Source organism: Leptolyngbya iicbica LK, assembly GCF_004212215.1.
In the GTDB taxonomy this organism is placed as follows: domain Bacteria; phylum Cyanobacteriota; class Cyanobacteriia; order Phormidesmidales; family Phormidesmidaceae; genus Halomicronema; species Halomicronema iicbica.
Genome location: NZ_QVFV01000001.1, coordinates 534,579 through 551,811, shown reverse-complemented (window position 1 = coordinate 551,811; position 17,233 = coordinate 534,579). Strand labels below are relative to the sequence as shown.

The window sequence follows — 17,233 nt, the reverse complement described above, 5'->3', positions numbered from 1 at the left end:
AGTCGACCCCAGTTTTGTTGGGCAGACATCTTGTCTGCCCCGGATAGCCGAGACGGCTGGTATCTGTTTAGCGTCAGGCTGCTACTGATCCCCCTGAATCCCCCTTGACAAGGGGGACTTCGAGCCGGGAGTCCCCTTGCCCTAGCGCAGCCGTGCCCAGAGGGCTTTAGGGGGCAGCGACAGCGGGGGATCTCAAGCCCCGCTAAATAGATACGACGGCTGTCCACACTTTGATTCAATTCCCATGCTTAAAGCTGTTGAGCTTTCGGCACCAGACTGCAGATTGCTACAGCCTTTTAAATGAAGCCTTTGAGAAATTCGTACGGTTCGTCTTCCCAGCAGGGCTCAGGATACATGCGCGACAAGTATCGATGAATGTCTAGCGCAATATCCGATACATCGTCCCGTTCAAAAAAATCATCCAGCGCCTCGCGATCGCGGGCGCGCAACGGTGCCAAAGGACTCGCATGACTCACTTCCAGACTGTGAGAAGTGCGGTTAACCCGCTGGCTCTCTGGCAAAACGCCACGGGTTAAGCTGAGCGTTTGCGCCCCTCGCGCGGCGGTCACCCCCGTTGTGAGTGTGGACTCAGCCGCTGTCGTCGGTCGCACCGCCTCTTGATCAACCAGACCGAAGCCCGCTTGCTCCAATAGCCACGCCTGATTCCTGGCTGTAAAATCGCCCACCCCTTGATCCATAAGTGCGATTAGTAACCGTGCATCAATTGCAAACTCAATCTTTGACTGACTAGCGGGAATTACCAGCGACCAAATCTTCGCTCAACCGTTCCGTCTATTAGGGCTAAAAAAATGCCTGATGGAATCGCGAGTCCCACAACGTCCGGCAAATCACCCGCCCACTTCGATCAATCTGACCGAATGACCGATAGATTTTATCTGTCAGTGTTAGCCAACGACTCGTCCGGCGATTGCATGAGAGCTCAGAAAGAGCCTACCGACCATAAGGTTCACAATGCCACGAATTGTAAATACACCTTGTCAGTAATATCACTGTAACGTGAACCTGCTCGCATCGCATCGGTGATACCCTTGTCAGAGAAAATTGCTGCCAGGCTCTACAACAGCGGCGGGGCGATCGCTCTCAACTGAACAGGATCTTGGGGCTGCAGTTGCAGTCGAAACACCTCCGCAAACTGCTGTTCGAAAACTGGCTGCACTTGTTGCCGGGTGATGCCCGGAATGAACTGGGCCAAGCTGCCCACGGGCTTATCGCTAATGCCGCAGGGCACAATGCGTTGAAACCCCGCCAGGTCAGGATTGATATTCAACGCTAGGCCATGCATCGTGATCCAGCGGCTGACCTTAATGCCGATCGCCGCCACTTTGCAGCCCTCAACCCAAACTCCCGTCAAGCCGCTCACCCGTTCCCCGGTCAAGCCAAACGCCGCCACCGTCTGCATGATGACCGCTTCGAGCTGGCGCAGATACCAATGCAGGTCAGGCTGGTGCCGTCGCAGATTCAGAATCGGATACCCCACCAGTTGGCCGGGGCAGTGATAAGTGACTTCGCCGCCGCGCTCGATTTTGATCACGGGAGGCAGGTCTGGCTGCGGCGTAAATTTGAGGAAGCGATCGTCCGCGCCTTGCCCCAAGGTATACACTGCCGGATGCTCTAACAGCAGCAACGTATCTGGCTGATCAGGCTGAGTGCGTCGCTGGGCCAGTAGTTGCCGCTGCCATTGCCACGCGGTTTCATAAGGCACCTGACCACAGCGATAAAGCTGACACACGGCGGTGGTGGGCAACGGGGCTAAGGGCAGAGGTCGCGCACGGTCCATTAACACGGGAAAAGTAGGTTAGACAGAAATATTCGTGAAAAAGAAATCAAAAATTATCAACGGATGCAAAAGATCTTGAAGCTAACTGTCGTGCAGAATACAACATTGCTACGGTGAGAGTATCAAAAGAATATCGCAACGGAGGCGACTCTATGAAGCTCGTGATTCAAGGCAAGAACATCGAGATCACGGATGCCATCCGCAGTTATGTTGACCAAAAGATTACCAAAGCCGTCAATCATTTCAAGCATCTGACGAACGAGGTAGACGTCAACTTATCTGTGGCTAAGAACGGGAAAACTCCTCCCCAACAGAGCGCAGAAGTCACGTTGTACATTAACGGTGCAGTCGTCCGGGCTGAGGAGAGTAGCGAAAATCTCTACGCCAGTATTGATCTCGTTGCCAATAAAATCACCCGTCAACTGCGGAAATACAAAGAAAAGCGCAACGGTCGGAACACTTCATCGGTTAAGCCTAACGACGCCCTGTTGAGTACCGATCTCCCCACCGCTGACGTTTCTGCCCTGTTGAACAAAGCACCCACCCTACCCGATGCGGTTTTGAGAACCAAGTATTTCTCAATGCCCCCGATGACCGTCGAGGAAGCGCTAGAGCAACTGGAACTAGTTGATCACGATTTCTACATGTTCTCCAACGCGGAAACGGGCGAAATCAATGTGGTGTATGAGCGCAACCATGGGGGATATGGCCTCTTGCAGCCCCGGCAACATCAAAATGGTGAGGCCAACAGTCCACAACATGCGGCCAACTTCGCTTAATGAGTCACGTCACCCATCGTGAGTAGCCGTTAGCCTGAGCCCCCTCTGAAGAATCTTCAGAGGGGGCTCATTAGTTTCACCCACAGATTTGCAGCTGACTGCGTCAGCTTGAGCAAAGTGGACTAAAAGCATCTAGTTGGGAGGCTTTGGGCTCAAACTTACGCGGTTGCTAGTAAGGGGTCTAATTGTCCCTGACGTTCTAAACCGTGCAGCTCATCGCAGCCGCCGATGTGCTGATCGTCGATGAAAATTTGCGGTAAGGAACGCTTGCCGTTGGCCCGCTCAGTCATCTGGTCGCGAGCGGCTTCATCCCCATCGATACAGTATTCGGTGTAATCAACCCCTTTGCGGTCCAAAAGAGCCTTTGCGCGAATACAGAAGGGGCAACTGCTCCAAGTGTAGATTTCGACGTTAGGTGCTGCCATCAGCTCAACCTCTACCGTTGCTTCAAATGATTTCGTTACTCATCTTAACGGTTTAGCTGAACTAGACACGACCATGACCATGGCGGTGGCATGGCATGGTCATCAAAGGGGGCGATTTCGCATGTTTCTGTTCAGCGCGATCGCGCCCCTGTCGCTCCCCAGTTGCCGGTTTTACCGACATGGGTTTTTGTCCATTGGCGGGGGGAGGGCTAATCCAACGTGAGCTGAGCGGTCGTAAATTCGCCCCGCTCGGTGGGGGGGACGGACTCTAAAATCACGGCTTCGTAGGGCACAACACCATCTTGAGTGCTCCCTAAACAGCGTGCCGCCGCTTTGGACAGGTCGAGCGATCGCTGACCGATATAGGGGCCGCGATCGTTAATCCGCACGACCACCGAGCGACCATTCATCCGATTCGTCACTTTGAGCCGGGTGTTGAAAGGTAAGGTCTTGTGGGCAGCGGTCAGCTCATTCTCGTCAAAAATTTCGCCATTGGCCGTCTGTCGACCATGAAAATAAGGGCCGTACCATGACGCGGTGCCATATAGCGTTTCTGAGGTTTCCGCCAGACCATTGAGCACCATTTGCACCTGGGCTAACGCCATCGGTTCCTCGTTCAAGGCGTGGCGCAGATTATTGACCCACTGCACTGCCGTCACGGCGGCCGGTACTTCGGGATGCGGTTGCAGGGTTTCATCCACCACAAAGAGGATTTCACCACCGTGGGCTACACCGATGAAGTCGGGGCCTACTAGCGGGGTGAGTTGGCTGGGCTGCAAGGTGCCAGATTGGAGCAGCGATCGCAGTTGGGCCGCAATTTTTTCCGCTGCCACCTGTCCAGCTGCTTCGCCCACCAAGTGGTTATGCAGCCAAACGGTATATTTGGGGGACGCTTTGATGGCCAGGGCGCTGGGCTGATAGGTTATGTCGGCATCCGAGAGGCATTGACGAGGTGTCAGCTCTGGCATGGCGGGAGCCTCGGGCGTACTCGGTTCGACCCGCACTGCCGCTACCGCCGACCAACTATGCCACTTTTCGTCGAAGACGTTGTCGGCCATGGCCATCTCGGCAGCGGCCACATCCACCACGGTGGACGCCTGAGTGACGGGCTTAAAACTGGTCAACGCCACCCCAATAGCGGGCACCAGGGTCTCAATCTGAGCCGATGACACGGTACCCGTCGGGGTCGCATCCACCGAGCTGACGCTCCAATGGGACCGCCAGACGACATCCGACTTCAGCGTCTCTTTGGTGGATGCAGCCTGATCATCCAACGGTGAAAGCCACTGCAGCCACTCGGGCCGCTCAGGCAAAAGCAAAGATTCGTATTGTGGGGTCGGCACAGAACAAATACTCTGTGTAGACTTAGCAGCGGCAGATGCGGGACAAATAATTGATGCTGCCCAAACAATTCCTAAAATTTCCATGACGATTTGGCAGAGGCCAAGACCTGTAGATTGAGCGTAGCAATCAGTTTTATATCCGTGTAACTGGATACAAAATTGCTTTAGCCATCCAGTATAAACAGATCTTTTTCACTTGGGGATCAGTCTTGAGGCAGACCCGTGGTGTCTGATCGCGGCTATGCAAGCCTTTTCAAGAAAGTTTAAGGAATCTTTAAGTTGTGTTAAGAGGCTGCTATGTCAAGTCAGGATGCAGAAGCATTGCGCCTACATGAATCATTAAAAGCCCGTCTCTTAAGTCATTTGGAAAAATTAGTGGGCGATCGCGATCCCTACCTTGCTGAGGGCAGTCATTATCTTGCGCAGCAATATATCCAAAGCCAATTTGCCGCCGTGGGCACCGTGACTGGTCACACCTTTGAAGTGCGATCTCGCCAGCATCACAACTGGATTGTGCAGTTGCCCGCAGCCGACCCAGCCGCAACTGCTCCGTTAATCATCGGGGCGCACTATGACACAGTGCCCGGCACACCCGGTGCCGACGATAATGCGAGTGGCGTTGCGGTGCTGCTAGAACTCGTCTGCTATCTGGCTACCCAAGCATTGCCTCGCCCTATCTGGTGTGTGGCCTTTGATATGGAAGAGTATGGTTTGCTCGGCAGTCGCGCTTATGCCCGCAGCTTGCAGGCTCAGAACCAGTCCGTTCACCTGATGCTGTCGCTAGAGATGCTGGGCTATTGTGATCGCACTCCCCATAGCCAAACTTATCCTTCGCCACTATTGGCTCAGGTGTATCCCAACCGGGGCGACTACATTGCGCTTGTTGGTAACCCCTCAACGCTGGGAAAAATGCGGCGTCTCAAAAAACATATTCGACAGGCGGGGGCCGCTTGTGAATATCTGCCCGTGCCTAATCGGGGGCAGGCGATACCCGCGACGCGCCAAAGCGACCACGCCTCGTTTTGGGATTGTGGCTATCCGGCGTTGATGGTGACCGACACCGCCTTTTTGCGAAATCCTCATTATCACCAGCCCAGCGATCGCCTCGACACGCTCGACCTCGACTTTATGACTCACATTTGCCGAGGGCTCATGGCTGGATTACTGGCGATTGGGTAGCGCGAATCCTCGATTAATGGTTTAAGGCTATTCAATGGCTTCGCTGAAGCGGTCCCCATCGACAAGCGGCAATCTCTTTCCCTCAGGAGATGTTCGGGCCTTCGAACACGCCTTACGTTAGCGACAGATGATTCAGGTTGGAGCGACAGGTGACCATCATGAAAGGATTGCAAGGGAAGACCGCGATCGTTACCGGGGCGAGTTCGGGTATTGGGCAGGCGATCGCGGTGCGACTAGCTGCCGAAGGCTGCAACGTCGTTATCAACTATCGTAGCGATGCCGAAGGGGCTGAGGCGACGGCCCAGCAAGCCCATGAGGGGGCCACAGCGGCTGGCTACCCGAGCCAAACCCTCAAAGTGCAAGCAGACGTGTCACAAGTCGCCGACATTAAACAGCTTTTTGACACCGCGATCGCCACCTTTGGGCGTCTCGACATCTTGGTCAATAATGCGGGCATTCAGATGGAGGCTGCTTCCCATGAAGTCAGCCCTGAGGATTTCGATAAAGTCATCAATGTCAATTTGCGGGGGGCTTATCTCTGTGCGCGCGCTGCCATTCAGCAGTTTCTCCAGCAGTCGCAACCGGGCAGCATCATCAATGTTTCGAGTGTGCATGAGGTGATTCCACGGCCCCAGTACATTAGCTATTCCATCAGCAAGGGGGGGATGGGGAATCTCACCCGCACGTTGGCGCTGGAATACGCGCGTCAGGGGATTCGGGTGAATGCGATCGCGCCCGGTGCGACCGAAACCCCTATCAACGATGATTGGGTCGATGACCCGCAACAGGAAGCCATTGTGAACCGCCACATTCCGCTTGGGCGTCCGGGCACGCCGGAAGAAATGGCTGCCGCCACCGCCTTTTTACTCTGTGACGAGGCAACCTACATTACCGGACAAACCCTTTACATTGATGGTGGTCTCACCCTCTATGCTGACTTTCGCGAGCCCTGGTCTGCTTAACTTTTAGCGCTTATGTCTGCTAATCCTGCTGTGCAAAACGTCCTTTCAGTGCGCGCTCGTCTGGGCGAAGGTCCTCTGTGGAACGCTGAGCGTCAAGTGCTGCACTGGGTCGACATTTACAATCGCCGTGTCCACACTTTTGATCCGGCGACGGCCACGGATGCCTTCATTGAATTGGACACGCTGGTCAGTGGCTTATTTTTGGGCGATCGCGACCATCTGATCGTGGCTCAAGAAAACGGCTTGGGCCAACTCAATCTAACGACAGAGCAGGTGACGCCCCTCGTGCCCATCGAAGCGGATCGTCCTGATAACCGATTGAACGACGTGCGTTGCGACGGTTACGGTCGCTTGTGGATTGGCACGATGAATAATGACGAGAAGCCGTTAGCCAATCTATATCGCTACGATCGCGATGGTACGCTCCGGCAAGTGGAAACCGGGTTATCCATTTCAAACGGGTTGGGCTGGAGCCCCGATCAGAGTCGGTTTTATCTCACGGATACGCCCCGCAAGATGATTTATGCGTATCGCTTTGAGGCGGAGAGTGGGGCCATCTGCGATCGCCGTCCCTTCATTGACCTGACCCACGAGTTGTTTTATCCCGATGGGTTGACCGTTGACGCTGAGGGCTGCCTCTGGTCGGCCATGTGGAACGGCGGTTGTGTCATCCGCTTTGACCCGCAGGGACGAGAAATGCAACGCATCGCGCTACCTGTCCCTTTGGTCACGGCTTGTACCTTTGGCGGCCCCCACCTGACTGACCTGTATATCACCACCGCCTCGGCGGGCATGTCACAAGCAGAGCTCAAGCAGTATTACCAAGCCGGGGACTTGTTCTGCTTGCGGACCGATATTCAGGGACTCCCCAGCGATCGCTGCGGTCAGTTACCTACGAGCATGAGAGTGGACTCAAGCCCCACCCGCTAAAGAATCATGGTTTTATAAAAATCCGAGTTTTGTCGGGCCGACATCTGGCTTACGCTCGAACAGCCGAGACAGCTGTCGACACTTCAGGAGATCTCTGGAAAAGAATTGCCCGCTCGTAGGGTGCCATGAGCGCAGCGTCATGCACCGCAGCCAGATATTTTTGTTTCTGAAGATCTCCTCAAATTAGATTCCTTTTCCTGAGGAAGTTAGTGAGGTTGCTAGCAAGGAACATCACTATTCGATCGTGCCGTTGCGCCAGGGTTCGGGATCGACCGCCACATCATTGACATAGAGGCCCCAATGCAGGTGCGGTCCGGTGGAAGCACCTGTGTTGCCGATGGTGCCAATGACCTGACCCGCCTGAACAAAATCCCCCTCGTTCACGCTGATGCTGTTGAGGTGAATAAAAATACTTTTTACGCCCTGGCCGTGATCTAGGCCAATCGTGTTGCCATGGAGCTCGAACCCTTGGGACACTCGACCGACTAGCGCAATGCGCCCCGCCGCTGGAGCCACCACAGGAGTACCCACCGGCGCAGCATAGTCCACGCCGCGATGGTAATAGTCATTGGCAAACACGCCGTTGTAATAGCGCCGGACGCCATATTCCGAGCTGACCCGCCCCTGACTCGGTCGCCGAAATGGCCCATTCCAGAATTTTTCGGGACTCTGAATTTGTTTGAACGCATCGACGCGATCGAATTCGTAGTCGGTGCCCAGGTCGCTTTGGCCCGGCGGCAAATTAATGTACTGGGTGCGGAAGCTGCGATCGCTCAACCACACCATCGGATTCCGCAGCCCCTTAGGACCTTCCACCTTGATGATGTATTCCCCTGAGGCATGGAGCGGACTGGTGGGTAAAAACGTGCGGTAGCGTCCCTCGCCAATGGCAAAGGTGGGATAAGTCACATCGTTGATGCGCACCGTGGGGATGCTGGTCGCCCCCGGCGGCTCGGTTGTCACAATGGCGACGGTGTCTCCCTGGCTCGGCCCAGCGGGACGAATCTGCACGTCATAAGCGGCATAGGCCGGACGATGCGCTAACGTCACAAACAGCGTCACCGCGCCCGCTAGGGCCATAAACACCACCGATTTCCAAGAAAACTGAAATTTCTTGAGAGCCGCATTCAGCCCTGGTAATCCATAGAACGAAAAGGTCTGTTTCATGGCGATCAAGGCTGGGTAATTAGGGAGCAATTAATCCAAAACTCGTTCTACGTGGGCGGCTCTGCGAGTTGAGCCGAGTCGCCGCACTCGCTTTGACGCTAGCACAGGATTATGCAGACGTCCCTTTCATCGATGCGAGCGCTGAGCGCCAGATCACAGTCGGCTCGCCTTCGACATCAACACAGATACATTGTGGATCTTGCCAAGCCAAGGTGCCAATAACCGTGTCGCCTGTGACGAGTTTCACCTCAACGGTCTTTTTATCGCGCATGTAGCTTTGCAAGAGGCGCGTGCTCGGTAAGCCGGTTTCAAGTTCTAAAGCCATGGCAATCAACAGGGGATGCTGCTCATAAACGACTGGTACTGCGTTCAAGGGTACCCACCTTTCGCGAGGATTGACAAACTTCGTGAAAGTCAGTCACATCAAGCCTTTCGTGATCCCCTGGGAAAGGCGAAAACAAGGGCTGAATCGCTTGTGTCATCGGGGCTAAATTGTGGACTGGCCGTTTCTTGCGAGTTGTTAAATCACCTCTCCTGGCGCTGAGCCCAACTGAGCGGATGTTCCCTTTCTCCTCTCAATGATCAATCCAGCCAACGGACGTTTTACGATAAGGGAGACCTATTCGCTGGGAAAACGGTGTCGGCGATCGCTTCGCTCAATACCGTTCGACCAGCATTCGACATGGCAGCAGGGAAAGGAAAAACCGATGACGATCGCATTTAGCAAATATCACGGCTTGGGCAACGACTTTGTACTGGTGGACAATCGCCATCAACCGGACCTGATATTGACCGCCGAGCAAGCGGTTAAGTGGTGCGATCGCAACTTTGGCATTGGCGGCGATGGTGTCATTTTTGTGCTGCCAGGGCAACAGGGCACCGACTACACTATGCGCATTCTCAACTCCGACGGTTCTGAGCCGGAGATGTGTGGCAACGGCATTCGCTGTCTGGCCAAATTCATTGCGGAATTAGAAACTGCTGACGGCGTTCCTGTGGCCCCACCCAAGGCTTACACCATCCATACCCTGGCCGGCACCATTACGCCGACGCTGCAGCCGGATGGGCAAGTGACTGTCGATATGGGCGAACCGATTCTGATGGCGGGCGAGATTCCCACGACCCTGGCCGCCGCTGACGAGCGCGTGATCAGCAAATCGCTCACGGTGGCACAGCAAGACTGGGTGGTGACTTGCGTCAGCATGGGCAATCCTCACTGCATCACGTTTGTGGACGATGCCGATGCCATTGATTTAGCCGCGATCGGCCCCAAATTCGAACACCACGAGGTTTTTCCCCAGCGCACCAATACAGAATTCATCGAAGTGATGAGCCGCGACTATCTGAAAATGCGGGTGTGGGAACGGGGCGCGGGAGCCACGCTGGCCTGCGGGACAGGCGCTTGCGCGTCCTTAGTGGCGGGTGTCTTGACCGAACGCTGCGATCGCACTGCCACCGTCGAGTTGCCGGGCGGTCCCCTCAAGATTGAGTGGTCAGCGATCGATAATCGCGTCTATATGACTGGCCCAGCGGAGAAAGTCTTTGCGGGGGGGATGGAGTGAGTGGGAGTGAGGGTAGATGGGTCTGAGGGTAAGGCGTTGAGTCAGGGGTGAAGGAGGCCGTTCGGAGGTCAGGGCCGATTGGCCGACAGCGATCGCTGCCAACACTCCCGCAGTATTAGTAGCTTGTTGCCCCACTCATACCCTGCCATCCTGCCCCACTCATACCCTGCCACCCAACAACCCCTTCACCCTCATACTCTGCCACCCTCACACCCTGCCACTCACCCACTCTTTTCCCCACATGACCTTAGTTTTGACCAACGATGACGGCATCGACGCGCCTGGCATCCGAGCTTTGCAGGCCGCTTTACCCGCACACGCCACGGCTATCGTGGCCCCCGATCGCCCCTTATCCGGTTGCAGCCATCAGTTGAACCGGGGCGGCGCGATCGCCATTGAGCAACGGCAAGCCACAGAACATGCGATCGCAGGGACTCCCGCCGACTGCACTCGCGTGGCGGTGAGCTATCTCTATCCCGAGGTGCAGTGGGTGCTCTCAGGCATCAACGCGGGCGGCAACATGGGGGCCGACATTCATGTTTCGGGAACGGTGGCGGCGGTGCGCGAGGCAACGTTGCTGCGGGTGCCGGGCATCGCGATTTCTCACTACATCCACAATCGGCAACCCATTGATTGGGCCGTCGCGACTCGTCTAACCCGCAAAGTGCTGGACAAGTTGATGCAGTCCAAACCAGAGCCGGGGCAGTTTTGGAACGTGAATTTGCCGCATTTGCAGGCGGATGATCCCGACCCGGACATGGTGATATGTCGCACCTGTACGCAGCCATTGCCTACTGAGTTCAAAGTCGAGAACGGACAGTTTCATTACACCGGGCGCTATGGCGATCGCGCTCGGGATCCCGGTGCCGATGTCGATGTCTGCCTCTCCGGCAACATCAGCATTGCGGAAATTCGCCTGTGGTGAGCTTTCTGTTTCCGCCCGCTGCCATGGCGGCAGGATGGTTTTGCACGTCAGGCCCAAACTAGCCAGTCCACACAGTGGGGATCAAGACGCATTATCATAGTGGGATTGCTTAGCTGGGGTGGCGCGATCTCGGCCCATCTAAGCAACCTATCGGAGCTGGTTTTCAATCTGGACAGCGATGTCTCAACTCAACCAAGGTCTGACGTTATTTTTGAGTTTGCTGGTCGAAGCGACGCCATTTTTGTTGTTGGGCGTCGCTTTTTCGAGCATGTTGGCGGTCTTGGTCGATGAACGTAAGCTCATCGCCTACACCCCCAAGAATCCCGTTTTGGCCGCGATTTCTGGCAGCTTATTTGGTTGCCTGTTCCCGGTGTGCGAATGTGGCAACGTGCCCGTGGCGCGGCGGTTATTAATGCAGGGAGCGCCGTCAGCGTTGGCGATCGGCTTTTTGTTGGCGGCTCCGACGGTGAATCCGATTGTGTTTTGGGCCACCTGGATTGCCTTTCGCGATCAGCCCGCCATGGTGTTTTGGCGAGTCGGGTTGACCATTCTGATCTCCGTCATCATTGCCTGCGTGTTTAGTGTGCAAAAAGACATGCGGCCCTTTTTGCAGCCCGCGATCGCCCGCTACCTGCCCAGCCCCGAACCCAAGCCAGAACCCGCTTTAGTGGGCAGCGGCAGTAACTTGCTCAGCGGCGGCGACTTTTTACTGCAATCCACTGGCACCCTGAAACTCGACCAGCCGATGATGGCGACCCTGGGGGCCACTACCGCCCTACCGCAGCAGTCTTGGCGCGACAAAGCCCAAGCGGTTTTAGAAATGATGCTGCAAGAGTTTCGGGAACTGGGAGCGGTGCTGGTGTTTGGTAGCGCGATCGCCGCCACCGTCCAGGTCGCTATTCCTCGCGAGTGGATTTTAGATTTGGGGCAAGGGCCGATCACCTCCATCCTGGCGATGATGCTGCTGGCCTGGGTGGTGTCCATTTGCTCCACGGTCGACTCTTTCTTTGCTCTGTCGTTCTCGTCCATTTTCACCAGCGGGTCGATCCTGGCGTTTCTCGTCTTTGGCCCGATGATCGACCTGAAAAATATTTCGCTGTTGTTGACCACCTTTAAGGGGCGGGCCGTGGTGTATCTCTTTGTGCTGGCGGCGCAGTTAACCTTTGTGCTGACCCTGGCTGTGAATCTGTATACGAGTTGGTGAGTCCTGACTGCCTATGAAACGGATACGGACGTTGTACTGGCCCGCGGTTTGGGACACCCTGGCGCTGCTGCTGTGGGGATTGATGCTCTTGCGGTATTGGTGGAGCGGGCGGCTCGCGGTGCTGCTGCACCCGGATTATCACTGGTTGGCCATTGGCGCGGGTTGGGTGTTGGTCGGCATGGGCCTTTGGCGGGGCGTGACCTTGTTCCGGCCAACGCCGCCGAGTGCCAGCGCGGGGGCGCATATTGCCCTGCTGCCGCGCCAGTGGAGTCTGATGGTATTGCTGGCGATCGCGGTCTTTGGCCTCATCTATGTGCCGCGGCCTTTTGCCAGTGATGCCGCGCTGGCTCGGGGGATTGCCGATCCAGTCGCCCTGACGCGATCGCAGCCGCAACAGTTTGCTCGCCAGACACCTCCCGCCGAGCGCTCCCTCATCGACTGGATTCGGACGCTGAATGTGTACCCTGAGCCGGACGCCTATACTGATCAGCCCGTCAACGTGACGGGGTTCGTCATCCATCCACCTCAGTGGGATGACAACTATTTGATGGTGGCGCGGTTTGTGCTGACCTGCTGTGCGGCTGACGCCTATCCGGTTGGGTTGCCTGTCGAACTGACGGGCGATCGCGCCGAGTTTCCCCCGGACAGCTGGATTTCTGTGCAAGGTGAAATGCAGACGGAAACGCTCGATGGTCAGCGCCGTCTGGTGATTGCGCCCCAAGAAGTCCTCACCGTTCCTGAACCCAAGAATCCCTATGAGTTTTAATCGGACTGCTCGTCGTGGGTATCGGCGGTGGCGCTTGCCGCTAGATCGCATCGCCTTGACCCTCATGGCCGGACTTATGGTGCTAGCGGCGTTGCTGGTGCTGCTGGGCGACCATGCGGGGGCCAGGGTACAGCAGTTTTCCTGGCAAGAGCGATCAGTCGGGGCTGAGAATGTCGCGTTTACCCTGACCTTTACGCGCCCGATGGATCCGGACAGTGTGGAAGCCAATTTGCAAATCACCCCAGAGTTGCCGGGGCGGGTTAGTTGGGCCGGACGGCGACTGGCCTACACCCTTGATGCGCCCATTCCCTACGGCGAGTCTTATGCGGTCGTAATTCCCGAGGCGCGCGATCGCTTTGCGGATGCGGATGATGATATGCAATTTGAGCCGTTCGAGGGCACGTTTCAGAGTCGCGATCGCGCGATCGCCTACATCGGCAGCGAGGGCGAAGAAGCGGGTCGGTTAATGCTGACTAACTTTTCGCAAGAGGCCGCAGCATTACCACTCACCTCGCCAGACTTGCAGGTACTCGATTTTGAACCCTATCCCTTGGGCGATCGCCTGCTTTTTTCGGCCATTCCGGCGATCGAGGGCGACTCCGCCACCGCCCCGCCTGCTGCCGAACTTTATGCCGTGGCGACGGGCTTAGCTCCTCTGCCGCCAGAAGATACCGTAAACAGCGATCGCACCCTCAGCTTTGCCCCAGGAGATGCGGGAACGGTTACTCCAATTCTGGGCAGCAACGGATACCAAAATCTGGCGTTTGACCTGTCTCCGGATGGGCAAACCATTGTCGTACAGCGGGTCAACCAGTCGAATCCGGCGGATTTTGGCCCGTGGGTGATCACTGAAGATAGCGATCCCCGCCGATTAGACACAGAACCGGGTGGCGAGTTTTTGATTGGGCCAGACAGTGCCAGTTTGTTGATGTTGCAGGGCCAAGGCACGGCGGTAATTCCGCTCGACCCCGATGCCGCCGGTACGACCGGCACGGAACCGCTGGATTTTTTGCCTGAGTTTGGCCGCGTGTTTGACATCACCAGTGATGGCACCGCCGCCGCTATGGTGAACTTTAATCAGAACGATCCCGAACGGCGGTTTATCGAAACCCTGGTGCTGGTCACCAACCAGGGGGAAGAAGCGGAACTCCTGGATGCTACCGGGTCGATTATCAGTGCCGAGTTTGATCCCACCGATCGCATCCTATACGTGCTAGCCAGCGATTTGTTGCCCAGCGAAGACTATCAAGAGCAACCCTTTTTGGCAGCGATCGCCTTGACCGATGAGCCGCAACCCTTGAGGCTGCTGAACTTTCCGCCTCAGGCTCGGGTGACGATGAATGTTTCGCCGGATGGCTTAGCTGCGATCTTAGCGGTTGCCCTTTCTTCCGATGGGGACCCGACGAATGAGCAGGTGCAAACGGTATTGCTGCCCCTGTTTCAAACGACAGAGCAGCGGCTGGCCGCAATTCCCACGGCGACTGAACCGAACATTTTGCCGATCGCGGGCCGACAGCCTCAGTGGCTTCCCTAACCCTCGCTGTCGAAGTTAGACGGGAAGCAGCGATCGCTGGCAGGTCGGACACACGGCATGAATCGTGAGTTGGCAATCTAAAAGCTGATAGCCCGCTTTTTTTGCTGTGCGAGCACCCGCTTTCAGCACCGAGTCATTCTTAAATTCGATCGTCTTATTGCAGCGGACGCATATGAGATGGTGGTGATGGTGGGGCGACGGTTGATTGATTTCGTAGCGTTTTTGCCCTTCTGCTAACTCTAACTCCCGCAAAATGCCCATGCGGGCTAAGAGCTTGAGGTTGCGATAAATCGTGGATAGGCTAACCTGCTCGCCCTCTCCTTTGAGCACATCGCGCAAATCTTCCGCGCTGAGGTGTTCACCTTTTGGTAAATTCTGAAATGTTTCAAGAATGATTTCCCGCTGAGGGGTCATGCGCCACCCGCGTTCGTTCAACTCAGCTTTGAGAGCCGATGCCGTATAAGCCACGTGATTCTCCTCTCAACAGTGACGCCTTGTTGACAATAATAGCGAGTGATCCCGATAATTTGCAAGAAGATTTCCTTATTGAGAATGGCTCCCGATACCTGGCAGCGTCTTTAGTATCTGGGATCGAGTGACAGCGCTAGATGTGGCGTTTTATTGAGGGGATGATGTTTACACGCAATTAGGGGGCGGCTGGGGCAGCTTCAGGAATCGTGGCGATCGCTAATTCTAAATTAGGGACTTGGCGCAAGCGATCCATCACCTCAATGACCCGTCCGTGTTGCACTTCTTTATCGGCGCGAATGATCATCAAGAGCGGGCGATCGCCTACGCGACGGGCCTGCACCTGTTCTGCCAATGACTCTAGGGCAGCGGCCTCATTGCCTAGTTGCAAATCGCCGCCGCTGGTAATGGTCAACGTTAGCGTGTGCTGTTGTAGCTGGTTTTCACTGGTCGCCGCCCCCGGTAGATTGACCGGCAACCCTTCAGATCGAGTCAGAAACAGACTCGACAAAATGAAAAAGATGAGCACCACAAAAATCACATCGATCATTGGCACGATGTTGATTTCGGGTTGAATTTCGGGCTCTTCGGGGAGATGCACAATCTGACTCCTCACAGTGCAGGAATTAAAGGGGACGGATCGAGTCGGTCAAACGGCCCACAGGCCGCATTTTAGGGTTGCTGGCCTGGGTGACATTCCAAGAGCAAGACATCGATAAAACGTGCAGCATCCAATCATACTGTCAGGATTTCAGAAAAACCGCCCCTCAGCGATCGCTGAGGGGCGATTCAAGTGAGACTCTAATTCAATGTGCGCGGCCTACACGATGGAAGGATTCAAGCCCATTTTGCTCACGGCGTTGCGGACAAAATTAATCCGTTGCTCAAAGTCTAGCGCCTTGGTATTGCTGACAAACTCTTGGGTGTGATCAGGCAACGTGTAGTTATCAGGCACGTTGACAATGTCGCCCGACTCCATGCCTTGCGCGAGTAGTAGCCAGAATTCTAACTTCGCGCTGGGACTCAATGCACCGTATTCGCGACTCAACTCGATATCCGCTCGATTGGCAATATCGCGCTGCACTTGTAGCTGCTCTTCATCCGTGAGGGGCACAACTTGGTCATAAAGCGCCCGAGCTAATCCTTCAACCTTTTGACCAGGTACAGGAGTCAAATTTTCTTTGATATCCAAGTAGCCGTACCACAAGAGGGCCAACTGGGTATCCGCATCAAATTGTTCAAACTGTCGAAGTGGTTGTTTGACTTCATCCAAAGTTAGGTAAGTCATACAATCCTCGTCTAACTGCAAGCGGCCAGATGCAAAACATCAAACCGCATCTGTTACAAAAGTTAACGAATAAATGAGCATGTCTGACACCGTCGATTGATGGACAAATGACCTGCCCGAATTTCTGGACAGTAGCCCTTGACAAAGGAGGCCTCTCCATTTTGGTTGAGTTTTGACCGCGGGCTGTTGCAGTCTAGAGCACCCCTTTGGAGCTGGGGATCTGGCTGGCGCGGCGGGGATCGACTTCGGTGGCCATGCGCATGGCGCGAGCAAAAGCTTTGAAGGTGGCCTCAATAATGTGGTGAGAGTTGATGCCGTCCAACTGGCGAATGTGCAGGGTCATTTGGCTGTGGTTGACCACGGCCACAAAAAATTCCCGCACGAGCTGGGTGTCGTAGGTGCCGACTCGCTGGGTAGGAATCTCTAGCCCATAGCTGAGGTGAGGGCGACCGGAAAAGTCCAGGGCTACTTGCACTAAAGATTCATCCAGCGGGGCGACAAAGTGGCCGAACCGGACGATGCCTTTGCGATCGCCCAATGCTTGCTTCAGCGCCATGCCCAGGGTGATCCCGACATCTTCGTTGGTGTGGTGATCGTCGATTTCGTAGTCCCCTTTGGCGTGGACGGTGAGATCAAATAAGCCGTGGGAGGCGATTTGATGCAGCATGTGATCCAAAAACGGGACGCCCGTTTGCGCGTCACACTGCCCGGTACCGTCGATGTTGATGGTGACTTGTACATCAGTTTCGCCCGTGGTGCGGCTAACGCTAGCGGTGCGGGTCGTCAGAGTGTTTTGGGGAGTCGTTGCGGGGTTGCGGTCTTGGAGTTGCATAGGGTGTGTGGGTATGTGGGTTGCGCGTAGGGGCGAGGCATTTTGGCAATTACGTTTTGGATGCACCATCA

General features: G+C 55.6%; 19 protein-coding genes. 9 read left to right on the top strand and 10 right to left on the bottom strand.

All coding sequences use genetic code 11. The features are described from left to right. Positions 1 to 296: 296 nt before the first annotated feature. A complete protein-coding gene (locus tag DYY88_RS02310) occupies positions 297 to 698 on the bottom strand; it encodes a hypothetical protein (RefSeq protein ID WP_052288206.1) in 402 nt (133 codons plus the stop codon). 377 nt (positions 699 to 1,075) lie between these two features. After that, positions 1,076 to 1,798: a lipoyl(octanoyl) transferase LipB gene (lipB, locus tag DYY88_RS02305; RefSeq protein WP_044150873.1), complete on the bottom strand. Its 723-nt coding sequence runs from the start codon at positions 1,796 to 1,798 to the stop codon at positions 1,076 to 1,078. Between the two features lie 152 nt (positions 1,799 to 1,950). On the opposite strand from lipB, the gene hpf reads away from it, so the two are divergent. Further along, positions 1,951 to 2,577 carry a ribosome hibernation-promoting factor, HPF/YfiA family gene (gene hpf, locus DYY88_RS02300; protein ID WP_039725248.1) on the top strand — a complete coding sequence of 209 codons (627 nt, stop codon included), beginning with the start codon at positions 1,951 to 1,953 and terminating at the stop codon, positions 2,575 to 2,577. Between the two features lie 158 nt (positions 2,578 to 2,735). Here hpf and grxC read toward each other — a convergent pair whose 3' ends face one another. Next, on the bottom strand, positions 2,736 to 3,002 hold the full coding sequence (gene grxC, locus DYY88_RS02295; RefSeq protein ID WP_039725247.1) for a glutaredoxin 3: 267 nt from the start codon (positions 3,000 to 3,002) through the stop codon (positions 2,736 to 2,738). 209 nt (positions 3,003 to 3,211) lie between these two features. Then, on the bottom strand, positions 3,212 to 4,345 hold the full coding sequence (locus DYY88_RS24830) for a septal ring lytic transglycosylase RlpA family protein (protein WP_302849222.1): 1,134 nt from the start codon (positions 4,343 to 4,345) through the stop codon (positions 3,212 to 3,214). A 297-nt stretch (positions 4,346 to 4,642) separates the two neighbouring features. Between DYY88_RS24830 and DYY88_RS02285 the strand changes: the two genes are divergently transcribed. The 3 genes from DYY88_RS02285 to DYY88_RS02275 all read left to right on the top strand — a co-directional run bounded on the left by DYY88_RS02285 (position 4,643) and on the right by DYY88_RS02275 (position 7,416). Further along, positions 4,643 to 5,524: a M28 family peptidase gene (locus DYY88_RS02285; protein WP_044150871.1), complete on the top strand. Its 882-nt coding sequence runs from the start codon at positions 4,643 to 4,645 to the stop codon at positions 5,522 to 5,524. A 158-nt stretch (positions 5,525 to 5,682) separates the two neighbouring features. Then, complete coding sequence (locus DYY88_RS02280; protein ID WP_039725246.1) at positions 5,683 to 6,486, top strand: glucose 1-dehydrogenase; 804 nt, start codon at positions 5,683 to 5,685, stop codon at positions 6,484 to 6,486. A gap of 12 nt (positions 6,487 to 6,498) precedes the next feature. Then, positions 6,499 to 7,416, top strand: a complete 918-nt coding sequence (locus DYY88_RS02275) for an SMP-30/gluconolactonase/LRE family protein (protein WP_044150869.1) — start codon at positions 6,499 to 6,501, stop codon at positions 7,414 to 7,416. A gap of 234 nt (positions 7,417 to 7,650) precedes the next feature. Here DYY88_RS02275 and DYY88_RS02270 read toward each other — a convergent pair whose 3' ends face one another. Both DYY88_RS02270 and DYY88_RS02265 read right to left on the bottom strand, forming a co-directional pair. Further along, a complete protein-coding gene (locus DYY88_RS02270; protein ID WP_130199302.1) occupies positions 7,651 to 8,583 on the bottom strand; it encodes a M23 family metallopeptidase in 933 nt (310 codons plus the stop codon). 109 nt (positions 8,584 to 8,692) lie between these two features. Then, complete coding sequence (locus DYY88_RS02265) at positions 8,693 to 8,956, bottom strand: Hfq-related RNA-binding protein (protein WP_236146292.1); 264 nt, start codon at positions 8,954 to 8,956, stop codon at positions 8,693 to 8,695. 334 nt (positions 8,957 to 9,290) lie between these two features. On the opposite strand from DYY88_RS02265, the gene dapF reads away from it, so the two are divergent. The 5 genes from dapF (at position 9,291) to DYY88_RS02240 (ending at position 14,574) form a co-directional block, all read left to right on the top strand. Further along, positions 9,291 to 10,145 (top strand): diaminopimelate epimerase, encoded by an 855-nt coding sequence (gene dapF / locus DYY88_RS02260; protein WP_039725245.1) that lies wholly within the window; start codon positions 9,291 to 9,293, stop codon positions 10,143 to 10,145. A gap of 241 nt (positions 10,146 to 10,386) precedes the next feature. Then, on the top strand, positions 10,387 to 11,070 hold the full coding sequence (gene surE / locus DYY88_RS02255) for a 5'/3'-nucleotidase SurE (RefSeq protein ID WP_039725244.1): 684 nt from the start codon (positions 10,387 to 10,389) through the stop codon (positions 11,068 to 11,070). Between the two features lie 178 nt (positions 11,071 to 11,248). After that, complete coding sequence (locus tag DYY88_RS02250) at positions 11,249 to 12,274, top strand: permease (protein WP_039725243.1); 1,026 nt, start codon at positions 11,249 to 11,251, stop codon at positions 12,272 to 12,274. A gap of 13 nt (positions 12,275 to 12,287) precedes the next feature. Further along, a complete protein-coding gene (locus tag DYY88_RS02245) occupies positions 12,288 to 13,040 on the top strand; it encodes a TIGR03943 family putative permease subunit (RefSeq protein WP_039725242.1) in 753 nt (250 codons plus the stop codon). After that, a complete protein-coding gene (locus tag DYY88_RS02240) occupies positions 13,030 to 14,574 on the top strand; it encodes an Ig-like domain-containing domain (RefSeq protein ID WP_039725241.1) in 1,545 nt (514 codons plus the stop codon). The genes DYY88_RS02245 and DYY88_RS02240 overlap by 11 nt, the downstream gene beginning before the upstream one ends. A gap of 15 nt (positions 14,575 to 14,589) precedes the next feature. Here DYY88_RS02240 and DYY88_RS02235 read toward each other — a convergent pair whose 3' ends face one another. From DYY88_RS02235 to hisB, 4 genes are all read right to left on the bottom strand, one after another. Next, a complete protein-coding gene (locus tag DYY88_RS02235) occupies positions 14,590 to 15,042 on the bottom strand; it encodes a Fur family transcriptional regulator (protein ID WP_039725240.1) in 453 nt (150 codons plus the stop codon). 178 nt (positions 15,043 to 15,220) lie between these two features. Then, positions 15,221 to 15,643: an ExbD/TolR family protein gene (locus DYY88_RS02230; RefSeq protein ID WP_039725239.1), complete on the bottom strand. Its 423-nt coding sequence runs from the start codon at positions 15,641 to 15,643 to the stop codon at positions 15,221 to 15,223. 219 nt (positions 15,644 to 15,862) lie between these two features. Continuing rightward, positions 15,863 to 16,330: an orange carotenoid protein N-terminal domain-containing protein gene (locus DYY88_RS02225; protein WP_039725238.1), complete on the bottom strand. Its 468-nt coding sequence runs from the start codon at positions 16,328 to 16,330 to the stop codon at positions 15,863 to 15,865. Positions 16,331 to 16,523: 193 nt separating this feature from the next. Further along, positions 16,524 to 17,162, bottom strand: coding sequence for an imidazoleglycerol-phosphate dehydratase HisB (hisB, locus tag DYY88_RS02220; protein ID WP_039725237.1), 639 nt, complete (start codon positions 17,160 to 17,162; stop codon positions 16,524 to 16,526). Positions 17,163 to 17,233 lie beyond the last annotated feature (71 nt).

Coding starts and splice junctions, on each gene's coding strand:
- hpf (WP_039725248.1), top strand. CDS start 1,951: ATGAAGCTCGTGATTCAAGGCAAGAACATCGAGATCACGGATGCCATC.
- lipB (WP_044150873.1), bottom strand. CDS start 1,798: ATGGACCGTGCGCGACCTCTGCCCTTAGCCCCGTTGCCCACCACCGCC.
- DYY88_RS02270 (WP_130199302.1), bottom strand. CDS start 8,583: ATGAAACAGACCTTTTCGTTCTATGGATTACCAGGGCTGAATGCGGCT.
- dapF (WP_039725245.1), top strand. CDS start 9,291: ATGACGATCGCATTTAGCAAATATCACGGCTTGGGCAACGACTTTGTA.
- DYY88_RS02245 (WP_039725242.1), top strand. CDS start 12,288: ATGAAACGGATACGGACGTTGTACTGGCCCGCGGTTTGGGACACCCTG.
- DYY88_RS02225 (WP_039725238.1), bottom strand. CDS start 16,330: ATGACTTACCTAACTTTGGATGAAGTCAAACAACCACTTCGACAGTTT.
- DYY88_RS02285 (WP_044150871.1), top strand. CDS start 4,643: ATGTCAAGTCAGGATGCAGAAGCATTGCGCCTACATGAATCATTAAAA.
- grxC (WP_039725247.1), bottom strand. CDS start 3,002: ATGGCAGCACCTAACGTCGAAATCTACACTTGGAGCAGTTGCCCCTTC.
- DYY88_RS02250 (WP_039725243.1), top strand. CDS start 11,249: ATGTCTCAACTCAACCAAGGTCTGACGTTATTTTTGAGTTTGCTGGTC.
- DYY88_RS02280 (WP_039725246.1), top strand. CDS start 5,683: ATGAAAGGATTGCAAGGGAAGACCGCGATCGTTACCGGGGCGAGTTCG.
- DYY88_RS02275 (WP_044150869.1), top strand. CDS start 6,499: ATGTCTGCTAATCCTGCTGTGCAAAACGTCCTTTCAGTGCGCGCTCGT.
- hisB (WP_039725237.1), bottom strand. CDS start 17,162: ATGCAACTCCAAGACCGCAACCCCGCAACGACTCCCCAAAACACTCTG.
- DYY88_RS02310 (WP_052288206.1), bottom strand. CDS start 698: ATGGATCAAGGGGTGGGCGATTTTACAGCCAGGAATCAGGCGTGGCTA.
- surE (WP_039725244.1), top strand. CDS start 10,387: ATGACCTTAGTTTTGACCAACGATGACGGCATCGACGCGCCTGGCATC.
- DYY88_RS02240 (WP_039725241.1), top strand. CDS start 13,030: ATGAGTTTTAATCGGACTGCTCGTCGTGGGTATCGGCGGTGGCGCTTG.